The organism is Bacteroides sp. (assembly GCF_019417265.1).
GTDB lineage: Bacteria > Bacteroidota > Bacteroidia > Bacteroidales > Bacteroidaceae > Phocaeicola.
The window spans coordinates 1-5,804 of record NZ_DXVR01000132.1; the positions used below are offsets into that span (position 1 = coordinate 1).

Below are 5,804 nucleotides of genomic sequence, written 5' to 3' on the forward strand. Positions count from 1 at the left end.
GGGTGTGAAGATTAACGATAAGCACTTTGAAATCATCGTACGTCAGATGATGCGTAAAGTACAGATTGACGAACCGGGAGATACAAGATTCCTCGAACTTCAGGTGGTTGACCGTCTGGAATTCAACGAAGAGAACGACAGAATCTGGGGTAAGAAAGTTGTTGTGGATGCAGGTGATTCACAGAACCTCAAACCGGGACAGATTGTTACAGCTCGTAAGTTGAGAGATGAAAACAGCTTGTTGAAACGTCGTGACCTCAAGTTGGTTGAAGTACGTGATGCAGTTCCTGCAACATCTACTCAGATACTTCAGGGTATTACAAGAGCTGCTCTTCAGACTTCAAGCTTCATGTCTGCCGCTTCATTCCAGGAAACTACTAAGGTTCTTAACGAAGCTGCTATCAACGGTAAGGTTGACAAGCTGGAAGGTATGAAGGAAAATGTGATTTGCGGTCACTTGATTCCTGCCGGTACAGGTCAGCGTGAGTTTGAAAAGATTGTTGTAGGCTCAAAAGACGAATACGACAGAATATTGGCAAATAAGAAGAATATCTTGGACTATAGCGATGTAGAATAATTTCTTCTTTCATAATATAAGAGGCAGTAATTCCATAAGCTTAGGCATTGGAGTTGCTGCCTTCTTTGTTTTATACAATTAGGTGTGTTTTACTAACTTTAATTGCTCATATTTATTCGTATTGTGCATATTTTGTGGCATTTCGTTTTGTAGTATAAATGCTTTCATTAAATTTGCCGTCAGAAAATTACTAATACCAAAATATTTTATCTAATGAGTTTAAAAATTGTAGTATTGGCAAAACAAGTTCCTGATACTCGTTGTGTTGGGAAAGATGCCATGAATGCAGACGGAACAATCAACCGTTCTGCTCTTCCGGCAATCTTCAATCCGGAAGACTTGAATGCCTTGGAGCAGGCTCTAAGACTGAAAGATGCTCATCCAGGCTCAACTGTGACTATGCTGACTATGGGTCCGGGTCGTGCGGCCGAGATTATCCGCGAAGGTCTGTATAGAGGTGCTGACAACGGATATCTGCTTACAGACCGTGCTTTTGCAGGTGCAGATACATTGGCCACTTCTTATGCTCTTGCAACAGCTATACGCAAGATTGGTGAGTATGACATAATCGTAGGTGGTCGTCAGGCTATCGATGGTGATACAGCTCAGGTTGGTCCGCAGGTTGCTGAAAAATTAGGATTGCCTCAGATTACATATGTTGAGGAAATTCAGGAAGTGAAAGATGGACGCATCCGTGTGAAACGTCATATCGACGGTGGTGTAGAAACAGTAGAAGGTCCGTTGCCTATTGTATTGACTGTAAACGGTAGTGCTGCTCCTTGCCGTCCGCGTAATGCAAGACTGGTTCAGAAATATAAACGTGCTCTTGGTGCGCAGGAAAAGGCTGCCGTAACAAAAGATGGTGCTGAACTTCCATACGCTTCGCTTTACGAAAGCCGTCCATATCTGAACATCACTGAATGGAGTGTAGCCGACGTAAACGGTGATACAAAACAGTGCGGTCTGTCAGGCTCTCCTACAAAAGTGAAGAAGATTGAAAACATTATCTTCCAGACTAAGGAAAGCAAGACTATCACAGGAAGTGATGCTGATGTAGAAAACCTTATTGTTGAACTTTTGGCTAACCACACTATAGGATAAGACTATGAATAATGTATTTGTATATTGTGAGATGGAAGGCGCTCATGTTGCCGATGTAAGTCTCGAACTTTTGACTAAAGGTCGTAAGTTAGCCACTGAGTTGGGATGCCGGCTTGAAGCTATTTGTGCCGGAAGCGACCTTGCTGCTGTAGAAAAACAAGTTTTGCCGTATGGAGTTGACCGTGTTCACGTGTTCGATGCTCCGGGGCTGTTCCCTTATACTTCTCTTCCTCATTCATCTATTCTCGTAAATCTTTTCAAGCAGGAAAAACCTCAGATCTGCCTTATGGGTGCAACTGTTATCGGTCGCGACCTCGGCCCTCGTGTTTCTTCTGCATTGACAAGCGGTCTGACTGCCGACTGTACTCAGCTTGAAATAGGTAGTCATGAGGATAAGAAGGCAGGCATTACATACGAAAATCTGCTTTATCAGATTCGTCCTGCTTTCGGTGGTAACATCGTTGCTACTATCATCAATCCAGAACACCGTCCTCAGATGGCTACAGTGCGTGAGGGCGTGATGAAGAAGGAAATCCTCGATGAAAACTATCAGGGTGAAGTGATTCGTCATGACGTGGCTAAGTTTGTTCCTGAAACAGACTATGTAGTGAAAGTTATCGACCGCCACGTGGAAAAAGCCAAACACAATCTGAAAGGCGCTCCTATCGTTATCTCAGGTGGTTACGGTATGGGTTCTAAGGAAGGTTTCGATATGTTGTTCGAACTTGCAAAAGAACTTCATGCAGAGGTTGGCGCAAGCCGTGCCGCTGTTGATGCCGGTTTCTGCGACCATGACCGACAGATTGGACAGACAGGTGTTACTGTTCATCCTAAATTATATATCGCATGTGGTATCTCAGGGCAGATTCAGCACATTGCAGGTATGCAGGATGCAGGTATCATCATCTCTGTGAATAATGATGAGAATGCTCCTATCAATGCGATAGCCGACTATGTGATTAACGGAACAGTGGAAGAAGTTATTCCGAAAATGATTAAGTATTATAAGAAAAACAGTAAATAATGGCAAACTTTTATACAGAACATCCGGAACTCAAGTTTCACTTGAACAATCCGTTGATGGAGCGTATCTGTCAGTTGAAAGAACGCGATTATAGAGATAAAGACGAATACGATTATGCACCACAGGATTATGCTGATGCAATCGATTCATACGATAAAGTGCTTGAAATAACAGGCGAAATTACAGGTGAGGTGATTGCAGCCAATGCTGAAGGCGTTGACGAAGAAGGTCCTCACTGTGCTAACGGACGTGTGGAATACGCATCGGGTACAAAAGCAAACCTTGATGCTATGGTTAAGGCAGGACTTAACGGTATGACTATGCCTCGCCGTTACGGTGGTCTTAATTTCCCTATCACTCCATATACTATGTGTGCGGAAATCGTAGCACAGGCCGATGCCGGTTTCGGTAATATCTGGTCTCTTCAGGACTGTATCGAGACTCTTTATGAGTTCGGTAATGAAGACCAGCACAGCCGTTTTATTCCTCGTATCTGTGCTGGAGAAACAATGTCTATGGACTTGACAGAGCCGGATGCGGGTTCCGACCTTCAGAGCGTGATGCTTAAGGCTACCTACGATGAGGCTAATAACTGCTGGCGTCTGAACGGTGTTAAGCGTTTCATTACTAATGGTGATGCAAACTTGCACCTTGTACTTGCGCGTTCAGAAGAAGGTACTCACGACGGTCGTGGTCTTTCTATGTTTATTTATGATAAGAACGACGGTGGTGTAGACGTACGCCGTATCGAAAACAAACTTGGTATCCACGGTTCTCCTACATGCGAGCTGGTTTACAAAAATGCAAAGGCTGAACTTTGTGGTGAACGCAAGTTGGGACTTATCAAGTACGTTATGGCTCTTATGAACGGTGCCCGTCTTGGTATTGCTGCTCAGTCAGTAGGTCTGAGCCAGGCTGCGTACAATGAGGCTTTGGCTTATGCTAAGGACCGTAAGCAGTTCGGTAAGGCTATCATCGAATTCCCGGCTGTATATGATATGCTTGCTACTATCAAGGCTAAACTTGATGCAGGTCGTGCTCTTTTGTATCAGACAGCGCGTTATGTGGATATCTACAAGGCTCTTGATGATATTGCACGCGAACGCAAACTTACTCCTGAAGAACGTCAGGAACAGAAGAAGTATGCTAAACTGGCCGACAGTTTCACTCCTCTTGCCAAGGGTATGAACTCTGAATATGCTAACCAGAATGCATACGACTGTATTCAGGTACACGGAGGTTCAGGTTTCATGATGGAATATGCTTGTCAGCGCATTTATCGTGATGCACGTATCACCAGCATTTACGAAGGAACTACTCAGTTGCAGACTGTTGCTGCTATCCGTTATGTAACAAACGGTGCTTATGCAGCTACTCTCCATGAATATGAACTGATTCCTTGCGCTCCTGAATTTGAAGGCTATATGAACAGAATTAAAGACATGACTCGCAAACTTGAGGCTTGTACAAATGCAGTGAAAGAAGCTATGAATCAGGAATTGCTTGATTTCGTTTCACGTCGTCTGTACGAAATGTCTGCAGTGTGCGTAATGAGTCATCTGTTGCTGCAGGATGCTACTAAGGCTCCTGAACTGTTCGCTCAGTCACTTAACGTATATGTTAATTATGCAGAGGCGGAGGTTGAAAAGCATTTCAATTTCATCCGTAAGTTCAGTGCTGAAGAACTTCTGAACTACAGAAAATAATATCTGAAAAATAAATAATGCTCGGAGGATGGGATATTAAACGTATCTTGTCCTCCGATTTTTTTTGATTTTACTTCTCTGTTTATATCTTTGTGCAGAACAAAAAACGTATTTATGGCAAAAAAAGAAGAGTATAAGATAAAGAATCAGGAATTTCTGAAGGAAATATCTGCGGAAGAAGGTGTAGTAACTCATCCTTTCGGCATCCTTTATAAAGTTATCAACAGTGGTGACGGTAAGGTTTCGCCTGTTGACAGAAGTATAGTTACCGTGCATTATCGCGGAACGCTTATCAATGGCAGGGAGTTTGATAATTCATGGAAGCGCAGTTGCCCTGAAGCTCTGAGGCTTACGGATGTGATTGACGGTTGGCGCATAGCTTTGAAACTGATGCATGTGGGCGACAGATGGATGGTTTATATCCCATATGAACTTGGATATGGAACACGCACGTCCGGACCAATACCGGGATTTTCGACTCTGGTTTTCGAAATAGAACTTTTGGGCATTGCTTGATTGTCAATAACTAAAATAAACAATCTTTTTCCTGTAGGCAATAATAACTTCTGCATCGTCGTTAATAGGATTCTGATATTTTAAGTTACTTCATTTAAATTTACACCATCGTAACCTTCTGTTATTCTGATTGTAATATTCTGAGGTTAACTTTGCAGTGTCTTAAAAAAGGAGGGACTAAATATGAATGAAGTTAATTATGTAATAGAAAGTTTGCCTAATGGTGAATTCTATGCTTATCCGCTTGATTACAACCAGTGTTGTGCATACGGTGAAACAGAAAATGAAGCTATAGAAAATATTCAGGAAATATCGCATGATTTCTTTAATGAAATAAGTTCGGTTTTTACCTTGGAAGATATGGCATAAATTGATGAATATAAGTATCTAAATTAATAAAAACACTCTCTTTCTTTCCTGAGGTCGTGTCTGTGTGATACAGGTATGGCCTTGTTTTTTTTATGTATAGTCCCTTGTTTTTATTTCAATGGTGATTTTCAGTTCCTTAATTAACAGATATGTGAGTTCGCGGAAATGAATTCTTTCTTGTAAAGTTTATCAGGAAGAACAGAGAAACGATGTGAACTTTCTTAGTAACTAACCAATAAAAGTGTAAAGTAAATTCGTTTGTTTTAGAATTTTTCGACGCAGAAAGCGTAACACGAACGTGTCACGGTTTTCATGACGGCGCGTTTTTTTCTTCTTTCCGTTCATTCAGATAAATAGTTCACCAATCTTATTTTTCCCATTTCCCTTGTGCCGTTATCCATTTCCCATATCTTTCTCTTGTAAAACAGAAATCCTTGCACATCCGTTGGAGAATAGACAGCCCGTTTATTATATTAAAATAATGTGTATATAATACATAGCATATCCTCCC

5 protein-coding genes and 1 pseudogene are annotated in these 5,804 nt (G+C 41.8%); all 6 read left to right on the forward strand.

Features of this window, described 5'->3' with window-relative positions; translation table 11 throughout:
• Window positions 1-577, forward strand: a pseudogene (locus QZ379_RS11805) (DNA-directed RNA polymerase subunit beta'); the annotation flags it as partial.
• A 213-nt stretch (window positions 578-790) separates the two neighbouring features.
• Window positions 791-1,678: an electron transfer flavoprotein subunit beta/FixA family protein gene (locus QZ379_RS11810; protein WP_291564973.1), complete on the forward strand. Its 888-nt coding sequence runs from the start codon at window positions 791-793 to the stop codon at window positions 1,676-1,678.
• Between the two features lie 4 nt (window positions 1,679-1,682).
• Window positions 1,683-2,702, forward strand: coding sequence for an electron transfer flavoprotein subunit alpha/FixB family protein (locus QZ379_RS11815; RefSeq protein ID WP_291564976.1), 1,020 nt, complete (start codon window positions 1,683-1,685; stop codon window positions 2,700-2,702).
• Entirely contained in the window at window positions 2,702-4,408 is a 1,707-nt protein-coding gene (locus tag QZ379_RS11820; protein ID WP_291564979.1) for an acyl-CoA dehydrogenase family protein, read from the forward strand. Before QZ379_RS11815 ends, QZ379_RS11820 begins: the two co-directional genes overlap by 1 nt.
• Before the next feature lie 114 nt (window positions 4,409-4,522).
• A complete protein-coding gene (locus tag QZ379_RS11825) occupies window positions 4,523-4,924 on the forward strand; it encodes an FKBP-type peptidyl-prolyl cis-trans isomerase (protein WP_291564981.1) in 402 nt (133 codons plus the stop codon).
• Window positions 4,925-5,107: 183 nt separating this feature from the next.
• Window positions 5,108-5,293, forward strand: a complete 186-nt coding sequence (locus QZ379_RS11830) for a type II toxin-antitoxin system HicB family antitoxin (protein ID WP_291564984.1) — start codon at window positions 5,108-5,110, stop codon at window positions 5,291-5,293.
• The last annotated feature ends 511 nt before the right edge of the window (window positions 5,294-5,804 follow it).